This is a genomic window from Caldicoprobacter faecalis, assembly GCF_900115765.1.
Taxonomy (GTDB): Bacteria; Bacillota; Clostridia; order Caldicoprobacterales; family Caldicoprobacteraceae; genus Caldicoprobacter; species Caldicoprobacter oshimai.
In genome coordinates this window covers 14609-33566 of sequence record NZ_FOXR01000028.1, presented here as the reverse complement: position 1 = coordinate 33566, position 18958 = coordinate 14609, and the positions used below count along the sequence as shown (strand labels likewise).

19 protein-coding genes are annotated in these 18958 nt (G+C 45.8%); 1 reads left to right on the top strand and 18 read right to left on the bottom strand.

Going from position 1 to position 18958, the window contains the following annotated elements; translation table 11 throughout:
• Nucleotides 1-286 precede the first annotated feature (286 nt).
• Nucleotides 287-925: a DUF4350 domain-containing protein gene (locus tag BM241_RS09600; RefSeq protein ID WP_318249424.1), complete on the bottom strand. Its 639-nt coding sequence runs from the start codon at nucleotides 923-925 to the stop codon at nucleotides 287-289.
• Nucleotides 926-1154: 229 nt separating this feature from the next.
• Here BM241_RS09600 and ychF point away from each other — a divergent pair, with 229 nt between their 5' ends.
• Nucleotides 1155-2249, top strand: coding sequence for a redox-regulated ATPase YchF (gene ychF / locus BM241_RS09595; protein WP_092282626.1), 1095 nt, complete (start codon nucleotides 1155-1157; stop codon nucleotides 2247-2249).
• A 34-nt stretch (nucleotides 2250-2283) separates the two neighbouring features.
• Here ychF and pgeF read toward each other — a convergent pair whose 3' ends face one another.
• The 17 genes from pgeF to BM241_RS09510 all read right to left on the bottom strand — a co-directional run bounded on the left by pgeF (nucleotide 2284) and on the right by BM241_RS09510 (nucleotide 18946).
• Nucleotides 2284-3117: a peptidoglycan editing factor PgeF gene (pgeF, locus tag BM241_RS09590; protein WP_025747353.1), complete on the bottom strand. Its 834-nt coding sequence runs from the start codon at nucleotides 3115-3117 to the stop codon at nucleotides 2284-2286.
• Between the two features lie 24 nt (nucleotides 3118-3141).
• Entirely contained in the window at nucleotides 3142-3603 is a 462-nt protein-coding gene (nrdR, locus tag BM241_RS09585) for a transcriptional regulator NrdR (RefSeq protein ID WP_025747354.1), read from the bottom strand.
• A gap of 232 nt (nucleotides 3604-3835) precedes the next feature.
• Entirely contained in the window at nucleotides 3836-4087 is a 252-nt protein-coding gene (locus BM241_RS09580; protein WP_092282625.1) for a YlmC/YmxH family sporulation protein, read from the bottom strand.
• Nucleotides 4088-4294: 207 nt separating this feature from the next.
• The gene (gene sigG / locus BM241_RS09575) at nucleotides 4295-5068 is read right to left on the bottom strand and encodes an RNA polymerase sporulation sigma factor SigG (RefSeq protein WP_025747356.1); all 774 of its coding nucleotides are present in this window, start codon (nucleotides 5066-5068) and stop codon (nucleotides 4295-4297) included.
• A 97-nt stretch (nucleotides 5069-5165) separates the two neighbouring features.
• Nucleotides 5166-5897, bottom strand: coding sequence for an RNA polymerase sporulation sigma factor SigE (gene sigE, locus BM241_RS09570; RefSeq protein WP_025747357.1), 732 nt, complete (start codon nucleotides 5895-5897; stop codon nucleotides 5166-5168).
• 19 nt (nucleotides 5898-5916) lie between these two features.
• The gene (spoIIGA, locus tag BM241_RS09565; RefSeq protein WP_035146756.1) at nucleotides 5917-6825 is read right to left on the bottom strand and encodes a sigma-E processing peptidase SpoIIGA; all 909 of its coding nucleotides are present in this window, start codon (nucleotides 6823-6825) and stop codon (nucleotides 5917-5919) included.
• A 263-nt stretch (nucleotides 6826-7088) separates the two neighbouring features.
• A complete protein-coding gene (gene ftsZ / locus BM241_RS09560) occupies nucleotides 7089-8159 on the bottom strand; it encodes a cell division protein FtsZ (protein ID WP_025747359.1) in 1071 nt (356 codons plus the stop codon).
• A 303-nt stretch (nucleotides 8160-8462) separates the two neighbouring features.
• On the bottom strand, nucleotides 8463-8810 hold the full coding sequence (locus tag BM241_RS09555) for a small basic family protein (RefSeq protein ID WP_035146759.1): 348 nt from the start codon (nucleotides 8808-8810) through the stop codon (nucleotides 8463-8465).
• Nucleotides 8811-8814: 4 nt separating this feature from the next.
• Nucleotides 8815-9558, bottom strand: coding sequence for a DUF881 domain-containing protein (locus tag BM241_RS09550; protein WP_025747361.1), 744 nt, complete (start codon nucleotides 9556-9558; stop codon nucleotides 8815-8817).
• A 10-nt stretch (nucleotides 9559-9568) separates the two neighbouring features.
• Nucleotides 9569-10297: a DUF881 domain-containing protein gene (locus BM241_RS09545; protein WP_025747362.1), complete on the bottom strand. Its 729-nt coding sequence runs from the start codon at nucleotides 10295-10297 to the stop codon at nucleotides 9569-9571.
• On the bottom strand, nucleotides 10294-11037 hold the full coding sequence (locus BM241_RS09540) for a cell division protein FtsQ/DivIB (protein WP_025747363.1): 744 nt from the start codon (nucleotides 11035-11037) through the stop codon (nucleotides 10294-10296). The genes BM241_RS09545 and BM241_RS09540 overlap by 4 nt, the downstream gene beginning before the upstream one ends.
• 39 nt (nucleotides 11038-11076) lie before the next feature.
• Nucleotides 11077-12336 (bottom strand): UDP-N-acetylglucosamine 1-carboxyvinyltransferase, encoded by a 1260-nt coding sequence (gene murA, locus BM241_RS09535; RefSeq protein WP_025747364.1) that lies wholly within the window; start codon nucleotides 12334-12336, stop codon nucleotides 11077-11079.
• A 113-nt stretch (nucleotides 12337-12449) separates the two neighbouring features.
• Nucleotides 12450-13559 carry a stage V sporulation protein E gene (gene spoVE / locus BM241_RS09530; RefSeq protein ID WP_025747365.1) on the bottom strand — a complete coding sequence of 370 codons (1110 nt, stop codon included), beginning with the start codon at nucleotides 13557-13559 and terminating at the stop codon, nucleotides 12450-12452.
• Nucleotides 13556-14923 carry a UDP-N-acetylmuramoyl-L-alanine--D-glutamate ligase gene (gene murD / locus BM241_RS09525; RefSeq protein ID WP_025747366.1) on the bottom strand — a complete coding sequence of 456 codons (1368 nt, stop codon included), beginning with the start codon at nucleotides 14921-14923 and terminating at the stop codon, nucleotides 13556-13558. The genes spoVE and murD overlap by 4 nt, the downstream gene beginning before the upstream one ends.
• A 194-nt stretch (nucleotides 14924-15117) precedes the next feature.
• Nucleotides 15118-16107: a phospho-N-acetylmuramoyl-pentapeptide-transferase gene (mraY, locus tag BM241_RS09520; RefSeq protein ID WP_025747367.1), complete on the bottom strand. Its 990-nt coding sequence runs from the start codon at nucleotides 16105-16107 to the stop codon at nucleotides 15118-15120.
• Nucleotides 16095-17492: a UDP-N-acetylmuramoyl-tripeptide--D-alanyl-D-alanine ligase gene (locus BM241_RS09515; RefSeq protein ID WP_092282624.1), complete on the bottom strand. Its 1398-nt coding sequence runs from the start codon at nucleotides 17490-17492 to the stop codon at nucleotides 16095-16097. Before BM241_RS09515 ends, mraY begins: the two co-directional genes overlap by 13 nt.
• Nucleotides 17492-18946: a UDP-N-acetylmuramoyl-L-alanyl-D-glutamate--2,6-diaminopimelate ligase gene (locus tag BM241_RS09510; RefSeq protein WP_025747369.1), complete on the bottom strand. Its 1455-nt coding sequence runs from the start codon at nucleotides 18944-18946 to the stop codon at nucleotides 17492-17494. The genes BM241_RS09515 and BM241_RS09510 overlap by 1 nt, the downstream gene beginning before the upstream one ends.
• Between the last annotated feature and the right edge of the window lie 12 nt (nucleotides 18947-18958).

Sequence of the window (18958 nt, the reverse complement as noted above, 5' to 3'; positions counted from 1 at the left end):
AATTATCTCTGTAATATTTTTTAAAACCCATAGTTGACATTTTTACTGAATAAAATTATCCTTTTTGAGGTGACATTTTCACAGACTATTGACATACCCTTTTTTTGTTCCTTTTATTATGCTCTCTTAAGCCGCCATCAGCTCCCTTGGCCAACGACCGTTATGGATTATCATACACGCCCTCTCCTTGTCAATACTCTTTTTATTGATTCAAGTAATCCTCATTTTTAGTTTTTCCCGCAGAGCTGCTTTTATGATAAAGCACACAAAGACAAAAGCATCCATATCACATGCTGAGCAAATTGATTGAAAAGGCCAAATTGTCTTTTCGGAATATGGAATAGTTGTCCCAAAAGAGGCAGCTGCCGCACACCACCAAACTTCCTCCAGAGGGCATCCTTCGTTCGGCCGCCATTACAGGCGCCCTTTCCCCCGAGCCGGTGGAAGCCGATTCTTGCCCTCGCACTATTATGCGTACATCAGGGGTTAACACCTCTATGGGAGCGCTGTAAGGGAACACCACTTGATTTACGCCTTCGGCATAGGCTTCCACTCTAGAAGTGATCACCATACGGCGGTCGCCTTCATCAAAACTCTCTTCTTCCACAACCTCATCTTCCTTTAGTCTCAACCCGAACCTCTCGCTGACTGCATTACATATTTCAGCAACGTTGTCTTTATTGTTAAAATGTGCAGTAAATATAACGCGCTTTCCGTCTCTGACAGCTTTCTCGATTATCTTTATTTCTGCCTCATCAAACGGTTTCTCGCTGTAATTGAAGACTATTACCGGATAAAAAAACAGCTCGTCGAAATTCGAAACTTCCACTATCTCTATACCCTTTTTTCTGCTTTCCCGTTCCAAAGCTGAAAAATAATAAGAATCACTTATTAAAAACTCGCCGTGAGAGCTACTCCATGCCACCTTCAAAATATCGCCCTCCTTTAAATTTTAAGGCAAATTGGCACTTTTCTTAAAGGTTTAAAGTTTAATAAGGCTTCCATTTGCTCCCACGTACAGACTTATCATATCAAAAAACGACATTTTTTTCAACACATCGTGAATCATCGCACTGGATTAAACGTTGATTATTTTGCGCAAATAATATATAATTTTTCAAATGTGAAAGAAATATTTAGGTGGAGGAATGAATATGAAGCTGGGAATCGTAGGATTGCCCAATGTAGGGAAAAGCACTCTTTTCAACGCCATCACTAAAGCAGGAGCTCTGGCAGAGAATTATCCCTTTTGTACAATAGAGCCCAACGTGGGAGTAGTACCCGTTCCCGATAAGAGGCTTGAAAAATTGGCCGAGATGTATAAGCCCGAAAAAGTCACCCCTGCGTTCATCGAATTTGTTGACATCGCGGGTTTGGTCAAAGGCGCCAGCAAAGGCGAGGGACTGGGCAACAAGTTTCTGTCTCATATACGCGAAGTGGACGCCATCGTGCATGTAGTCAGATGCTTTGAAGATGAAGATATAACCCATGTGGAGGGAAGCGTTGACCCTATCCGCGATATAGAGATTATAAACCTGGAGCTCATATTTGCCGACCTGGAAAGCCTAGAGAAGCAGATGGTAAAAGTGCAAAAAATGGCAAAAGGTGGGGATAAGCACAGTACAGAAAAGTTGCAGATAATGGAGTACATAAAGGAAAACCTGGAAAAAGGAATTCCTGTAAGAAGCCTCACCTTCTCAGAAGAACAGCAGGATTTTGTGAGACAGCTGTTTTTGCTCACCTCAAAGCCTGTCATATACGCGGCAAATATATCCGAAAAGGACGTAGGCAATGCTCAGGATTCTCCGCTGGTCAAAAAGGTCGTAGAATACGCCCAAAATGAAAACGCTCAAGTAGTGGTCATATGCGCCAAGCTCGAGGAGGAAATCGCGCAGCTGGATAACGAAGAAAAACAGATGTTTCTCCAAGAGATGGGCCTGGAAAGCTCAGGGCTAGACAAGCTGGTATCGGCATGCTATAGCCTGCTGGGCCTCATAAGCTTTTTGACTGCCGGTCCCAAAGAAGTTAGAGCTTGGACAATCAAAAAGGGCACCAAAGCCCCTCAAGCCGCAGGTAAAATCCACAGCGACTTTGAGAGGGGTTTCATCAAAGCCGAAGTCATCCCCTATGACACTTTGGTAGCCGTGGGGTCCTATACAGCCGCAAAGGAAAAGGGGCTGGTAAGGTCTGAAGGCAAAGACTACGTCATCCAGGACGGCGACGTGGTGCTGTTCCGCTTTAACGTATAACATAACAGGGATGCCCCACACCTTTTCTTTGGCTTTAACCCTTTAACATCAATAGAGCGGCCATTCTGCCTGTATTGCCTTTATCCCTGCGATGAGAAAAGAACAGGTCGTGATTGCAGCTAGTACACATGTCCGCTACAGTTATGTTGTGGTGTGGAATCCCCATTTCTTCCAATTGCAGGGCATTTGCCATCCACAAGTTTACGTAATACCTGCCCGGTTTCTGACCGGGCTTTATTATTATATCCTTATATTTGTCAAAGACTTTTGCAAATTGCTCTGCCACCGGAAGGTCCACCTCAAAACAACAAGGGCCTATAGATGGGCCAATCCCTATCAGGCACTCCTCGGGGCGCGTACCAAACATCCGGCTCATGCCCTCCAACGTCTTCGCGCCTATGCAAGCTACCGTACCCCTCCATCCTGCATGGCTTAAGGCTATGGCCTTGCGAACAGGGTCCAAAAAGAACAGAGGGACGCAGTCGGCATAGAACGTCACCAAAGCCACCTGCGGCTCTTGAGTCATAAGGCCATCCACCTGGAGTATATCGCTCTCCTTAAAGGCACCCTTTCCCCTATCGCCGGCGCCAACCACAGCCACTTTGTCGCTGTGTACCTGGTCGGAGAACACTGTATTATGAGGGTTTATATCCAGCGCACGGCAAAACCTTAAAAAGTTTTGCATAACCGCATCGCAAGAATCGCCTTTCTTAAATCCCAAATTCAAGGTGCTGTACTGTTGACCGCTTACTCCTCCCTTTCTGGTGCTGAAACCATGGCTCACCAATCCAGTCCTTTCAAAACTGGGTATAACGCAGTACCATACGCCTTGTCTTTCTCGCAGCTCAAAACCCATATTGAATTCCATGCCTGAACATCCTTTTCCCTTCATTCAGTCATTTTTTTCCTTCAAAAGCTTGTTTAGCTCTTCCATAAAGGTGTTTATATCCTTGAACTGTCTGTACACCGATGCAAACCGCACATACGCCACTTCGTCCAGCTTCTTTAGCCTTTCCATCACCATCTGGCCAATTTGCTGACTGGTAACCTCCTGCTCAAGGGAATTGAAGACCTGCTTTTCGACATCCTGAACCAGCGCTTCTAAATCCTTGAGGGATATAGGCCTCTTTTCACAGGCTTTCAACAGCCCCCTCATGATCTTATCCCTATCGAAGGATTCCCTTCTGCCATCTTTCTTGACGACAAATACCGGCAGCTGCTCAATTTTCTCATAAGTGGTAAACCGTTTGCCGCACTTGGTACACTCACGCCGTCTGCGAATGGTAAGGCCTTCATCGGTGGGACGCGAGTCCACCACTTTGCTCTCCATATGGTAGCAAAAAGGGCATTTCATGGCTGTCTGACCGAACATCCAAACCGCGCGAATGCGCACCGGTTTAGATGGTTAGGGTATTTATAATCCGCCTTTTTCACGCTATCCCATCCCCAACAGGCGGTATTTGGGACAGCCAAGCAAGAAAGCAGGGCTAAAAGCCTCGCTTTCTTTGTTTATTATTATAGCCCTTTCAGGTCAGCTCGTCCACCCTTATCGTTTTTAATGCCGCGCTACACTTCCCAGGATAGATTTACTTCTTTATGGCAGCTGGATCCACATCAACCAGTATAACATCATCCCCTATCTTTTTTATGTTCTCCCAAGGTATGACCAGGTCCTGATCTCCTTTCAAAAACCCCATCCACCGGCTGGGGCCTGGCACCACAATGGCTGTAATCCTCCCGCTTTGCAGGTCAAACTCCATGTCGACTATTACGCCCAACCGCTTGCCATCTCTGATATTGATAACCTCCTTCTGCCTGAAGTCAGAAGTTTTCTCCATGGTAACCCTCCCCCGTTTTCATCCGCGTTTTCGTCCAATAAAGTTTATTCACATTGGAACTTAAAAATGCCATATAGCTCCATATGAAATTCAATTACATCTACAACGTTCATCCTTCGAACAGGCACTGAGCAAAACAAAATGACAAAAAGAGAAGCCTTACACAAAAGCAAAGGCTTCTCTTCTGAATCTGATTTTAAATTAACATCATATATACTTCCTCATATGTGCAAGGGCCGTTTTCTCAAGCCTGGACACCTGGGCTTGTGAGATACCTATCTCCTTTGCCACCTCTACCTGGGTCCTACCTTCAAAAAATCTTAGGGTCAATATGAGCTTTTCTCTCTCGTTAAGCTTCTTCATGGCCTCCCTTAAAGCTATCCCCTCAAGCCAGCTCTCGTCCTCATTTTTCTCATCCTTTACTTGATCCATCACGTAAATGGCATCCCCTCCATCGTGATAGATGGGCTCAAAAAGGGAAATCGGGTCCTGGATGGCATCCAGAGCAAATACCACCTCTTCCCTTGGAAGGTTGAGCTCATTGGCGATCTCGGTTATGGTAGGTTCTTTGGCGTTTTTGCTTATGAGCTGATCCCTTATCTGCAGGGCCTTGTATGCGATATCCCTCAACGAGCGGCTAACCCTTATGGAATTGTTGTCCCTGAGGTACCGCCTTATCTCTCCGATGATCATGGGTACAGCATAGGTTGAGAATTTTACATTTTGAGAAAGGTCAAAATTATCAATAGCCTTAATAAGTCCGATACACCCCACCTGAAAAAGGTCATCGATGTTCTCCCCTCGGTTGCTAAACCTTTGAATCACGCTCAATACCAGCCTGAGGTTTCCCTGGATGAATTCGTCTCTCGCGCTTTTATCGCCTGCATGCATCCGTTCAAACAACTCTCGCATCTTTTCGTTGGAAAGCACCGGTAACTTGGATGTATCTACGCCACAAATCTCAACTTTGTTTGCCGACATACCAAAAATCCTCCATCCCTTTCACACGATGTTGCTGCTAGCTCTTTGAACAGATTCTATTGAAAGTATTACCTTGGACAGAGGATTTTATTCAGAATCACACCATGCGATTAATTTCCTTTTTTAACCTTTTTATTATCCTTTTTTCTAGCCGCGATATGTAAGATTGTGAGATTCCAAGCATATCAGCCACTTCTTTTTGCGTCTTTTCTTTGCCGTTACCCAGCCCGAACCTCAGTTCCACTATGCGCTTCTCCCGCTTTGAAAGCTTGTTTATTGCCATATCCAACAGCTCTTTCTCCACTTCGTCTTCAATGCTCCTATAGACCAGGTCGTTATCGGTCCCAAGTATGTCAGATAGCAGCAGTTCATTGCCATCCCAATCCACGTTCAAAGGCTCATCAAACGATACTTCGGCTTTCGTTTTACAATTTCTTCGCAGGTACATCAAAATCTCATTCTCGATACACCGTGAAGCATAGGTAGCCAGCTTAATCTTTTTCGATGGATCAAACGTATTAACTGCTTTAATAAGTCCAATAGTTCCAATTGAAACCAGGTCTTCCACCCCAACCTTTGTGTTCTCAAACTTCCTAGCAATATATACCACCAGTCTTAAATTTCGCTCAATCAACGTGCTCTTTACAGAGGTATCGCCCTTTTCCAACCGATGAAGAAGCTGATCCTCTTCCTCATTGGTAAGGGGAGGCGGAAGGGCTTCGCTTCCGCTTATGTAGAAGATAGGCAACACTTTGAGTCGGGGAAATTTTATGAGCAGCTTCATGATAAAAAGATAGTAATGCATGGTAAGCCTTTTGTAAAACGTCATTTTACAATCCCCCCTCCTTTCAAGCGACTATCTCTGGATGAACCAATGCCTGATAATGCTCGTTCCTCGACAATTTATCGTTATATATCCCAACAACAACGTTTCCAACGGTATACCATTTTCCGTTTTTTAATACCAAAACCTCATCGGGCTTAAAACCCATCAACAGGCCGCTAGGATTCCCTACCGTGGTATATGGAATTATTCTAAATCTCTCAATCCACCCTGACTTGCTGATGACCTGGACCACCGTATGGAAGTCACCCTCCAGCGACCTAGTAAATATCTCTCGTATTTCCTGAGGCAACAACTCCTTAACCCTTGAAAACTCTACCACCATAACAGGATGCTTACTTATGGGGTCCAAAAGCATGTTACCAGTATCAAGCAGTGCATCAACCATGACTTCCTTCCCATCAAAGTATATTTTCACCTTATACAGCAGCTCGTCTTTGGAAAGGTGCAGGCGAATAAACCGCCACATGGCATGCATTAAGATAATAACTAGCACGCCGGTTACTATCAGCTTATTGACAGGGTAATCTTTTATCACAAAAACGCCTTTTTCGATGGCGATGTAATCCTGTGTAAAAAAATGCAGTCCCAGCGCAACGCCTCCAAAAACAAAAGTAGTAGCATAGAAGAAAGTGAATGCCTTAAAAAAGTCTTTAAAAGTGTTAAACTTAAATGCTACCAGCAACATTATCAACGATAAGGCTATTTTGAGGAAAAAGCTATGCAAAACTTCAAATCCCGGTATAAAAAATATGATTGCATATAAGGCCCCTATTCCCGCTGAAATCCACAACCTCCAAAGAGAACCCTTTACTTTAGATATCCTGAAGGTAATCCACAGTATCGAAAAATTCATTACAAAATTATCCAGCCATAATATATCCACATATCTGTACTCTACCCCATAGAGCATCCCCATTCCCCTTACCTTCGCCTTTATTATAAAGCAGGGCATGTTTAAAAATTTGTAAAAATAGGTCTGATAAAACAAAAAAATAAACGACAATAAAAACAATTTTTATTGTCGTTTTGTGCTTTTGAACTAAAATTCCCTCTATTTTTGTATGTTACAACAAATACGCGTAAACTACCAACCACCTGTAGATGTGGTGGCTCACAAGAAACAAAGTGAAACCTTCTTGTGTACTTTTAACCAACCCTACATGAAAAGCCTTACTATCCTCTAGTTCTTCTTAAAAAAACGGGTATATCTAACTCATCCTCATCTCGGGCACTTGAAAAAAGCTTTTCTGCCGCCCGTTCTATCTTCTTTTTCCCGTCATCTTTCTTGTTCTTTTCCTCAAAACCGGTAGCAATTACAGTAATTCGTATTTCGTCCTGAAGGTTTTCATCGATCACCGCTCCGAAGATTATATTGGCATCCGGGTCTGCAGCCTGAGCCACCAGCTCTGCAGCTTCATTGACCTCATACAGGCTTAAGTTCTCGCCTCCAGTTATATTCAGCAACACACCTCTGGCACCTTCAATGGTGGTCTCAAGCAGCGGGCTTTGGATAGCCTGTTTGGCCGCTTCTAAAGCACGTCCTTCACCGCTGGCCCTGCCAATGCCCATGTGTGCCAATCCTCTTTCTTTCATAATAGTCCTCACGTCGGCAAAATCCAGATTGATTAAGCCCGGAACCGCTATGAGGTCGGAGATACCCTGAACACCTTGCCGCAAGACATCATCCGCTATTCTGAAAGCTTCTAGCACAGAAGTACGCTTTTCAACAATCTGCAACAGCCGATCATTGGGTATGGTGATCAAGGTATCAACCCTTTGCTTGAGTTCCTGAATCCCTTTTTCCGCGTTCAGCATCCTCTGTCTACCTTCAAAAGCAAATGGCTTGGTGACCACCCCTACCGTCAAGATCCCCAGCTCTTTGGCGATCTCGGCAATAACGGGAGCAGCCCCCGTCCCGGTACCTCCGCCCATGCCTGCTGTTATGAATACCATATCAGCTCCTTTCAGTGCCTGTGTAATCTCTTCCCGGCTTTCTTCGGCCGCCCTCTGCCCAATTTCGGGATTGGCACCGGCACCCAGGCCCTTTGTCAGCTTTTCGCCGATCTGTATCTTCTGATTGGCCTGTGAAGCGAATAAGGCTTGTTTATCGGTATTTACGGCAATAAACTCTACACCCTTCAGGCCAAACTGTATCATCCTGTTTACAGCGTTGTTTCCTCCGCCCCCTACCCCGACCACCTTAATTTCAGCAAATTGTTCCATGTCAATATCAAACTCTATCAAAATACACCCTCCCCTTTACAACCTAAAAAATTTCAATTAACTAAATCCAAGGTAGTCCACGCTACCTTTATCCTCACAGGATATTTGTACATCTGGCACTGACTATCTGCTCATTCACAGATTGGACAGCCCCATTTGAAGCATTTATACCTATTTCACTCGCATTGCGTATTTTTGTCAACCCACCAAACACGCTTTTTATATAAGGCATGTCCTTTATCAAGCTAGTACAAACTGTCAATAGTACTATAATAGTATGTTACCATATAATTGAGTAAAATTAAATCTCTTTATAGCAATTTTTCATTGCCTAATTCTTTCACGCCAACGATTCAAAAGATGGCGCCTAATCATGGCGAAATTCTGAAAAAGCCTGGTACCAAAAGCAAAGATGGCTGCCAGATATATGGGCACATCAAGCCTGTCTCCTATATAGGCCAGACCTGCAGCTAGAAATGCATTGCCAAAAAATCCGGATATAAAGGCATCGGGCTCGAATTTTTGCTCGAGGCTTGCCCTTATCCCACCGAAGACCGAGTCTAAAGCTGCAAGAACAGCAATTGACATATAGGATGAATATGCCGTAGGTATATGTATCGGCAACGTCAACCCTAGGATTATGCCCACCAAAATGCCGATAATGGGCAACAACAAACTACTCACCTCCTTCAACGGGCCTGGCGTAACTGAAATTCACTTCCCCATAATAGCGGGGTATTTTTACATTATTAAGCTTTTTGATGCTGAACTCAAGGCCATAAAAGGTAAGTATATGATATATGCTATCAGGTCGTTCAAAATAATTGGCAAGGGCATCAGGGTCACCGATAGCATGAATGATAAACGGCGGGGCAAACCGTTGGCCTGCTCCAACGGTGATGGTAGGCCCACCGCAGCTTATCCTGGATGTGGCCAAAATCCTTGCACCATTTATAGCGATGGCCTCGGCACCCGCTGCCTTGAGCTCGTTGACCACCTCTAACAGGTCTATATCGTGCACGATAAAATCAGAAATAGAATAAGGCTCATCCAGCATGATGGTATCTTTTTTTCGATCATTGAGTATGATCTCAATTCCAGGCCCTTCTAAATCAGTAAGCCCTGCCAGGATCCTTGCCTGTTCAAGCTGCTTTCTAATCTCCTCACCCCTATATATTCTTTCTGTAGCTTCATTTTCATAATTATTGAGTACAGCTTCTTTTTGGCGCAGGTCCTCTTTCAGTTCACGGTTTGTCTCCTGCAGAGCCTTAAGCTGGCTCATCAATTCCTGAATCTTGTACACAGAAGTTGTAACACCGATATCATAGCCTATCCTCTGATTGTCAAAACACTTTACAATAAAGAAACTTAAAAGCATAGCCATAATGCTTAGAATCATCAAGTCCTTCCTTACTCTCATTCTTTACCCCTCAACTCCTGGCATTTGTATCCTGAACGGGCTTTGCAAATTTATATTGAAAAGTTCCCCTGTATTTGGGAATCCTGATATTGTCCACCCTCTTGATGTTGATCTGCAAATACACGCCAAGGTCATCGGCAACTCCTCCCAGCAGCTTGAGGGCTGCCTCCAGCGTATCAGGATTTCCAATTGCCTTTATCTCAAAGGGAGATGAATAGCGATTGGTATTTATGACTATATAGTCGCCTGCGTTCCGTATTTCAGTGGTGGCAATTATTCGCTCGTCATTGATTGCAATTGCTTCGGCACCGGCAGCGTTAAGCTCATTCACCAGCTTAAGTAGGTCATCATAGCGTACGTTCTGAACGATGGCATCCTGCCCCCATTCGTTTACGTGTTTAACATTGACAGTTACCACCACGCCAGGCCCCTGGACGTCCACAAGGCCAGCCAGCATCCTGGTACGCTCCAGCTCTTCATAAATCAGCCTGTTGCTCTGGTCTTCGCTCTGAACCGCATTCTCAAACTCCTTTATCCTCCTCTCATACTCTTGTATACGAGCTTCCAACGCTTCATTTTCCTGCTCCAACTTTTGTACCTGCCGCGTAAGTTCCTGGGTCCGCTGCAGTGACACGCTTCCCCCTACTCTTTGAACGTTTTTGAACTGGGCAGCCAAAGCCAAGCCTAATATCAAGCTTACAACCGTCACCGATAACTGGGCGCTTAAAGATTTCTTCATTGGTTCACCTCTTCCTCCAAAGGTTTGAATACTGCCTGATTTGAAATGCTTACATCCAGTATACCATTTACTCCCGCACTGTCAATTTGACGGAAATTTGGGGTTCTAAGCCACTTTAATTTTTTATCAACCTCTATAGCTTGTCCCAACCTTATAACAGTGCCATTCCGAGAAACAATATAAATATCGTCCGGGTCATCTATAATTATCTCCGAGATATCTTCCTCCAGTTGCTGCTTATATACCTCATCCAGCACGCGGCTTAAAGCCTTCATCTGATACGAATCAGCAACAGAAAGGGGCTTACCCACGGTACATCCTCGCAAGCCCAAGCCCTGTACCAGCGGATAAGGCATGTCCTCCAAATTATCATGTATCTCCATCACATAACCTTCTACATCTATGACAACATAAGAACCCAAATAAGGAATAGCCGCTACCGACTTCCTTTCCTCCACATTGATGACAATTTCGTTGGGATATTTAAAATCGATAGATAAAACCTTTAAAAGAGGATTCGACTCAATCCTTTCTCTTATTTGCTCTCTATCTATTTTAAAAATATTTTGACCTAGGGGTATTCCTGCTATTCGAATAATATCAGCCTCTTTTATATTCTGATTACCTATAACAGTTATTTTTTTTACTTGAAACACCTCTGTCCCAATATATGCCATAGCAACCAGCACAGCTAACAAAAACAACAGCAGGAATAACCCTTTTCTTCTTCCGTTCCCCATAAAACTCCCTCGGCTTTACATTTGCATGAGAGCTAAAATTTAACCGTTTGTTTTCACAATATCAGCCCCTATGCCGCTTAAAGCAACCTCCAGCTGTTCGTAGCCTCTATCAATGTAAAAGGCGTTTTCCACAATTGTTTGGCCTTCGGCACGCAATCCGGCCAGTACCAGCGCAGCTCCTCCTCTCAAATCCTTGGCCACCACAGTAGTGCCCTTCAGGCTCCTGACACCATGTATAATGGCGGTCTGCCCGTCAATCCTGATATTAGCTCCCATCCTTACAAGCTCCGGCACATGCCTAAACCTGTTTTCAAATATCGTCTCTGTTATTATGCTGGTCCCTCTGGCCACCGACAACAGGCTTGTAAACTGAGCCTGCATATCAGTTGGAAACCCCGGATACGGTAAAGTCTTGATGTGTTCTATAGCCCTGAGCCGGTATTTTCCCTTCACCCTTACGCATGAGTCCTGCACATGAACAGTACAGCCTGCTTCCCTCAGCTTGTATATTATGGACTGAACGTGTTCGGGTATTACGTTATCGATTAAGACATCGCCTCCTGTTATGGCAGCTGCAACCATATAAGTACCAGCCACGATGCGGTCAGGAATAATGGTATACTCTACTTCCCTAAAATCATTCTGCACGCCTTCTATCACTATAGTATTGGTTCCTGCTCCCCGTACATTCCCTCCCATGGCATTGATAAAGTTTTGTAGGTCCACAATCTCCGGCTCTTTGGCAGCGTTGTGGATAACAGTACGCCCTTTGGCCCTCACTGCCGCCAATATTATGTTCTCGGTAGCTCCCACGCTGGGATAATCAAGATGAATAATTCCTCCTTCCATCTGGGGCGCAACACAATCCAGGTACCCATTCGATTCGTCTATAAGTACTCCCAGCTGCCTGAGCCCTTTGAGATGGAGGTCAATGGGGCGCTGCCCTATCTCACAGCCTCCAGGATATGTGATTCGCGCCTTCCCTGTCCTGGAAAGCATTGCTCCCAGAAATATTATAGAAGAACGAATCTCTCGGACATAGCAATCCGGTATGACCCAGCTGGTTATGGTAGAAGGGTCTATGATTAGATCCCGCCCCTCCCTTTTTACCTTGCAGCCGATAGATTCAAGAATCAATATAGTCTTTTCAACATCAAGAAGGTTTGGGCAATCATGTAAAACAACTTGTCTTTCAGTCAACAAAACCGCTGCCAATATGGGAAGAATGGCATTTTTAGCACCGCCTACACGCAGCTTCCCCTCCAATCGCCTGCCGCCATTTATGACATATTGTGCCATTAGTCACACCTCTTTTCACAAATATCGTGCTCAATATTTTAGTATGTCTCAACCCCTTCACAATACCATGATATGCAGCTCCAAAAAGAGGTGTGACACGGGGACCAGACAGGCTAACTTGCTTTAGCGTACTTTGATATATTGAGCAGCACTCCTATACTAGCCATGAAAATGGCCAGTGAAGACCCCCCAAAGCTTATAAAGGGAAGCGGCAAACCGGTAGGGGGCATGGATGCGGTCACCACCGCTATGTTTATAACTGACTGGATGCCTATCATGCTAATAATTCCGGCCGCCAACAGGCACCCAAAGAGGTCGGGAGCCGTAATGGCTATCCTCAAACCCCTCCATATCAGGGCAACAAACAGCGTTATGAGTAGAGTACAGCCTACGAATCCCAATTCCTCACCGATTATGGCAAATATGAAGTCGGTTTCTGGATAGGGTATGTACAGATATTTTTGCCTGCTCTCGCCAAGCCCCATTCCAAATAAGCCACCCGCACCTAAAGAATACAGCGACTGGATTATCTGGTATCCCGTTTCCAAAGGATCCTTCCATGGATCCCAAAATGCTATCCACCTGTCCATGCGATATTCAGCTGCCCTTATGAGGACAGCCGCACCCGCCGCACCAGCAGCCACCAAAAACCCGAGATGCCACAGCCTAGCACCCGCAACAAAGAGCATGACCATTACAAGTAGCACCAAACTTCCTGCGGTGCTCATATTGGGTTGCATCATGATAAGCCCGAACAGTATACCCGTTACCAAAAGGTAAGGTACCACACCTTTGAAAAAATACTTCATCTTATCTTTCCTTTGAGACATGCTATCGGCTAAAAACAACACCAGGGCAAACTTGGCAATTTCTGAAGGTTGAACGCTCAAGCCACCTATATTCAGCCACCGTTTGGCGTTATTTCGTTCAACGCCCACAAAGAGCACAGCAACCAAAAGCGCTATGCTCAGCATGAGTAACAACTTTGAAAACTTTTTAAGCCTCCAGTAATCCAAGTTTGCCGTAAACGCCATGGCCAAAAAGCCGACAACCGCCCACAGGCACTGACGCTTAAAAAAGTAGTATTTGTCCCCCCACCTCATTTGAGCGTAGTAAAAGCTAGCGCTAAATACCATGATGGTGCCAAAGGCAACCAATATTATAACGGTAAGCAAAATGGGATAATCAAACGGTTTTTTGGCCTTTTTGGGCTTTTTGGTCATTCAACTTCCCCCTTAAGAGCCCTGACAGCGCTCTTAAAGACTCTTCCCCTTTCCTCATAATCCTTGAACATATCCCAGCTGGCACAGGCCGGAGAAAACAGCACGTTATAGCCCGGGGAAGCCAGGCTAAAGGCTTTCATCACGCTCTCTTCTACGCTGCTTACACGGTATACCCTGTCAAACCCTTTTTCTTTCGCGGTTTTGATCAGCTTATCTGCCGTCTCTCCCAGCACCACCATGTGGGTGACAGTTTTACCAAAGGCGTCGATGAACTCCTCGAAGCTGCTGCCCTTATCCATTCCACCTGCAATGAGGACGGTAGGGCCTTTCATGGCCTGTATGGCTTTTATGGAAGCATCAGGATTGGTTCCCTTTGAGTCGTTATAAAACTTAACTCCGCCAATGGTATCTACATACTCGATGCGGTGCTCTACTCCTTTAAAGGTCTTCAGAGTAACAGCAATGTCTTCTGCCGTTGCTCCCATTACCCTAGCCATTAAAGAGGCAGCCAGAGCATTTTCCAGATTATGTGCGCCCGGTATGAATATGTCCTCCACGCCGCATATGGCTTCTTTTCCATCCCCTATATCCAGTACCACCGTGCCATCTTCTACCCATGCTCCTCTCTTCAACGGCCTTAAGCGGCTAAAAAACAGAACTTGAGCTCGAGCCTGCGATGCCAGCCTCGCCGTTACTTCATTATCTGCATTTAAAACCACCCAGTCATCAGAGGAACAGTTTTCAAAAATCCTCGCCTTGGTCGCTATGTAATTTTCCATTGTCTTATGGCGGTTGAGGTGGTCTTCGGTGATGTTAAGAATGGCGGCTACTCGAGGATGAAAGTTATATATCGCTTCTAGCTGAAAGCTGCTTACTTCCACCACCGCTATATCGTCTTTATTCATTTCTAAAGCCTTGCTGACAAACGGCACGCCAATATTGCCCACTACGTATACATTAAACCCGGCTTTTTTCAATATCTCTCCTGTCAGGGTGACAGTGGTGGTTTTGCCGTTGGTACCGGTGATAGCAATAACAGGCGCCTTGCACAGCCTGTAGGCCAGCTCCAGCTCGCTTATGACCTCTCGCCCCAGACAGCGCGCCTTCTGAACAAAAGACGAATCAATGGGCACAGAAGGGCTTATAACGATCAAGTCCACTTTATCAACCAGGTCATCGGGCGTACCGCCAAGATAAAAATCCACATCAAGCAACTCAAGCTCTGATATAGAGTCGCCCAGCTGCTGCCGCGTCTTTATGTCGTTTGCTATAACCCTGGCACCCAGACTTCTCAACACCCTGGTGACAGCAATACCGCTTCGCGCAAGGCCTACTACAAGCACAGTCTTCCCATGGTACGTCATACAATCCTCCCGCACAATTGCTGTTTTTGCTGGTTCTCTAAAGCTTACACCACTATACTCTAATCACTTTAGTTCAAAGCAATGATATTATACTTCACCACTGTAATCTATCTCAAGTATTCCAGCCTTTGTCAGCGTTCAATCCTGTGCATCGGCCGTAAAACAAAAAACACCAGATAATGCCTGCTTTTTCTTCATATGGCTAACAAACCAATAAGGCACAGTAAAGTAGTAGCTATCATGAACATGGTGACCACCTTGGGCTCGCTCATGCCGGTAAGCTCAAAATGGTGATGAAGCGGACTCATGCGAAACACTCTCTTGCCGGTCAGCTTATAAGACGCCACTTGTATTATGACCGATAACGCCTCTGCCATATATACACCGCCAATTATAGGTAAAAACAGCGGCAGCTTAAGCAAAATCGCCAGTGCTACCACTGCTCCGCCCAGCCCCATTGAACCGGTATCACCCATAAAGACCTGTGCAGGATAGGCGTTGAACCGCAAAAAACCCAAACATCCTCCTGTCACAGCGCCTGCAAACACCATAAGATTGTCATAGTTTACCGCCATATACTCCAAACCTTCCTGTCGCATAGAGGACGCCAGGTATGCTGCCAAAATGCTGAACGTTGCCGCCACTATAAGGGTAACACCCGAGGCCAGGCCATCCAACCCATCATTTAGGTTTACGCTGTTCACCGTACCGACTATTACAAATGTCATCAACGGGATGTACATAATGCCCAGGTCCCATTCCGACTTAAAGAAAGGGATGGTCACAGCGCTGCCCAGGTGATTGTAGGCATAATAGGAAAACACGACTCCGATGGTGATCTGTGCCAGCAACTTTTGGTAAGCCTTAAGCCCCAGCGATCTGCGCCTGGCTATCTTGATATAGTCATCCACAAATCCTATGAGTCCAAATCCCAACATCACCAGCAAAGCTGCCAACACAAAATCCAGGCTGCCCCTGGCCAGCATGAGAGACGCCACGCAAATCGGTATTAGAAATATTACCCCTCCCATAGTAGGAGTACCAGCTTTTTGAAGATGAGTTTGGGGACCCTCATGGCGCACGTGTTGTCCAAATTTAAGCCTTCTCAGCATCGGTATAGCAACTATTCCCACTGCAAGCGAAAGCACAAATGATATTATTACTGCATATATCAGTGATTCCAAGGTTTATAACCCCCTTTTAAGAGGTAGGACACCACTTCTTCCATCCTCATCCCACGTGACCCTTTCACTAATATTGTATCACCGCTATGGACAATTGTGCTTAACAAGTTTATTACATCTTTGTTACAGCTACAGTGATATATGCTTGAAGGCGGCATACCCGCCGCTTGTGCTTCCATACCTATCCAGCGGCTAGCCTCTCCACGGGTGATGAGCAAGTCAACTTTGCTTTCCACCACCGCCCTGCCCACCTGGCGGTGACCTTCCTCGGCATAATCTCCCAATTCCAGCATATCTCCCAGCACCGCAATCCTGCGCACAGCCGGCATGTCCTTGAGCACCGAAAGAGCGGCTTTCATGGAATCAGGGCTGGCGTTGTACACGTCATCGATCACCACAACGCCTTCCTGGGTCTCAAAAATATTAAGCCGCATATTGCCTGTCTTAAAAGCCTTTAGAGCCTCTCTCATCTCTTGAAAGCTTATACCAAACAGCCGCCCCACAGCGATGGCCGCCAAGCTGTTATATACATTGTGCCTCCCAGGCAGTGAAAGCTCAAAGGGATACTTCTCATTATCGCTTATCAATTTAAATTTAACACCTGGTTGTCCTGTACTTATATTCACGGCTCTGAAATCTATACCCTCTCGTGTGCCAAAGTATTTAAATCCAAAGCTGAAGCACTTTTTTACTTCCCACAGCAGGTCGTCATCTGCGTTCAATACGGCAATCCCATTTCCGGGGAAATAATCGAAAATTTCCAGCTTTGCCTTAAGTATGTTTTCCCTGCTGCCTAGCTTTTCTATATGCGACACGCCTATGTTGGTGATCACTCCCACGCAGGAAAGGGCTGCTTCAGCCATTCGATGAATCTCCCCGAATCCGCTCATGCCCATCTCCACTACCGCTATCTCATGATGGCGCTGTATCCTAAATAATGTCAGCGGCAAGCCAATTTCGTTATTGAGGTTACCTTCGGTCTTGAGAACATTGTAACGCGCCGAAAGCACACAGTGTATCATGTCTTTGGTAGTGGTCTTACCCGTACTGCCGGTCACCGCCACCACTGGAATATTGAACTTCTTTCGATAATAGCCGGCAAGGCGCTGAAGAGCGGCAAGGGTATTATCAACTTTAATCACACTTATACCCTCGGGAAGCCGATCCAGCATACGCTGGGCAAGGACAGCCTTTGCACCTTTTTCTACCGCCTGATGGATGAAGTCATGGCCGTCAAATCTCTCGCCTACTAATGGTACAAACAGCTCTCCCGGCTTTATCGTCCTGCTATCGGTGCTCACCCCTGTTATAAAGCCCATTATATGGCCGCTTAACAGCGTCCCTTTTATGGCCTCCAGCACCTCTTGCATCGATACGGGTTCCATCAAACCTTCTCCTTCCCCAGTAACTCAGCAACCACTTCCCTTTCATCAAAGGGAATGACTTGATTGTTCTTCAATATCTGGTAGGTCTCATGGCCTTTACCGGCAAGTATAATCACATCCCCAGCCCTGCCGTGGTTTAAGGCATAAGCAATGGCTTCTCTGCGGTCTTCGATGACCACATAGGGACAGGCGGTCTTCTTTACACCTGGTATGATCTGTTGGATGATGGCCATGGGGTCCTCGTTGCGCGGGTTATCAGAGGTAATAATACAAAAGTCAGAATACCTTCCCGCCACCTCTCCCATTATTGGCCGCTTTGAAGGATCGCGGTCGCCACCACAGCCAAACACCGTGATGACGCGCCCCTTGGTGAAGTCCCGCGCTGTCTTAAGCACGTTCTCCAGCCCATCAGGCGTATGGGCGTAATCTATTATCACGGAATATTCGGTTCCCGTGTTCAAAAGTTCAAACCGCCCCGGAATACCCTTTACCTTCTCAAGCCCGGCTCTTATGTTATGAAGGGGTACCCCCAAAGCATGGCATGCCGTTGCAGCAGCCAGGGCATTGTACACGCTGAAAAGCCCCGGTATATTCAAGCTTATCATGCTGCTCCCATCCGGTAAAAACAGCTGGAACAACACTCCTTTTGAGGTGATCTCTATATCCCTTGCAAAGACCTGCGCCGTCCTACTTATTCCATATGTCCACAGCGGTCCCTGCACTTTCTCTGCAAACATCCGCCCGGTCTCATCATCGATATTGATGGCTGCCTGCCTGCTCTGCAAAAACAGCTTTGCCTTAGCTTCACGATATTCTTCAAGGGTATTATGAAAATCCAGATGGTCCTGCGTCAAATTAGTAAATACCCCCACTTCAAATTCGACGCCGGCCACCCGTTTAAGGCTCAACGAATGGGAAGACACCTCCATGACGATGGCATCTACCCCCTCATCCTGCATATCCTTAAACAGCTTCTGCAGGTCCACAGATTCAGGCGTGGTCCTTTCGGCAGGAAGCATTTTAGGGCCTATCATGTTTGCAATAGTGCCGATGAGGCCCACCTTTTTACCTGCGTCTTCAAGTATGGACTTTATCAGATACGTTACCGTGGTCTTACCGTTGGTGCCGGTCACTCCAATTATGGGTATATTTCGCGCGGGATACCCATAAAAAGCCCGTGATATCAAAGCCATGGCCAAACGCGTATCCTCAACAAATACCTTGGTAACGTACTGCGGTAGAGGGACATCCTTCCGAAGCACCACGGCCTGAGCCCCTTTTGCTACCGCTTCACCGGCAAAATCATGGCCATCAAATCGAAATCCTTCAATGCAAAAAAACAAAGCCCCAGGTGTAACCTTGCGTGAATCGTAATATATGGCATCTATTCGCTTATCGATACTACCCTCTATGCGAGAAACCTGTATTCCATTTAACAGCTCCTTCAGCAGCATTTTGCTATCCTC